This window comes from Desulfurococcus sp. (genome assembly GCF_049970475.1).
Lineage (GTDB): Archaea > Thermoproteota > Thermoprotei_A > Sulfolobales > Desulfurococcaceae > Desulfurococcus > Desulfurococcus amylolyticus.
In genome coordinates this window covers 2,816-4,247 of sequence record NZ_JBMFMW010000096.1, presented here as the reverse complement: position 1 = coordinate 4,247, position 1,432 = coordinate 2,816, and the positions used below count along the sequence as shown (strand labels likewise).

Here is a 1,432-nt window from a genome sequence, read left to right as displayed (position 1 = left end):
CCTCGAGCCTTACGTCGACAACTCTGTCTACTTCAACCATGTAGAGCCATTTAACACCTGTCTCCACCCTCCTGATGCCTGGGATACTTGAGCCCTGTGCTGGCTGGACCCCTATAGTCTCCACACTCTCGTACTTATTCTTAAAGTAGAATGAGAGTGCTGAGAGATGTCCGCTTGTCCCGAGCCCAGCTACGACAACACTTGGCCTAACCCCCTCGCTCATCAACTGGTAGTCGATCTCCTTGGCTGTATATCTTAAATGGACGAGGAAGTTGTAGTCGTTCTCGAACTGGTTTAATATAACAGCATTATCCCTAGATGCCTCCACAAGGACCTTGCTGAGCATGCTTATCGTTATAGGTGTTCCCTCCCTCACGACCTCAGCACCCATTGCTTTGAACACGTAGTCAACGCATCTCTGGGCTGTGGCTGGGAGATATATCCTTGTCTTCATCCCGTGATAGTTCCCGAGACCAACAAGTGCCATACCAGTGTTAGTTGAAGACGCCTCGTACAGCTTAGCAGGCTTAACTCCTCTCTCGAGGAACCTATGAAGCATGTACCATGCAACCCTATCCTTTATGCTTAGGCTGAAGGGATGGTACCACTCTAGCTTAGCCCACACCCTTACATCGCTATTGCTCAGCGACTTCAGCTTAACCAGGGGGGTAGGTGTATTTCTTGACACGAGCTCCACGACTGAATCATATACCCTTAAACCGTTTCCCTGAACCTCGTGGAAGGGCTTTTGGCTTAGGTCTTGCCGAGGAGTTCTCTCACGGTTCTTCTAACAGCGTCCCTTGAAGAGAGCCTGGGCTTCCACCCTGTTGACTCCAGCTTCCTTATGTCGAGGAGCATTAATTTAACGTCTCCGGGCCATCCTCTACCATCCGGAGTGGTCTTCTTGAACACGTAGTCAACTCTCCCGAGACCCATTTCCTCCACTATTATATCTGCTATCTCGGTCACAGTCACCCAGTCATGGTTGCCCACGTTGTAAACATCTACTCCATGCATGCTATCAAGCTTATTCACAGCAAGATGCATTGTGGCCTCAACAGCGTCGCTTACATGGAGATAACTCTTCCTCTGGGTCCCATCACCAAGTATCTCCAGCCTGGAGGGATTTGTCCTCAGCTTGTTTATGAAGTCAACTATGACTCCGTGATTGCTTCTCGCCCCAATTATGTTTGCGTAGCGTAGTATCAGTGCTTTAAACCCGTATAGCTCACTATACACCTGTATAAGTACCTCGGATGCCAGTTTTGATGCACCATATATGGAAATAGGCTTCAACGGATGATAGTCCTCGGGGGTAGGTATAACCGAGGGCTCACCGTAAACCGTTGAGCTACTGGCAAAGACTAGCTTATCTACGTCGCCGAGCCTCATTGCCTCCAGTACATTGAATGTCGCGACCACGTTATTCTCG

The 1,432-nt window shown here is 49.3% G+C and carries 2 protein-coding genes; both read right to left on the bottom strand.

The features are described from left to right. The coding region (locus ACP5N5_RS05865) for a pyridoxal-phosphate dependent enzyme (protein ID WP_428133862.1) at positions 1-688 on the bottom strand (688 nt) is incomplete at its 3' end. A 65-nt stretch (positions 689-753) separates the two neighbouring features. Then, the coding region (locus ACP5N5_RS05860) for an NAD-dependent epimerase/dehydratase family protein (RefSeq protein ID WP_428133860.1) at positions 754-1,432 on the bottom strand (679 nt) is incomplete at its 5' end.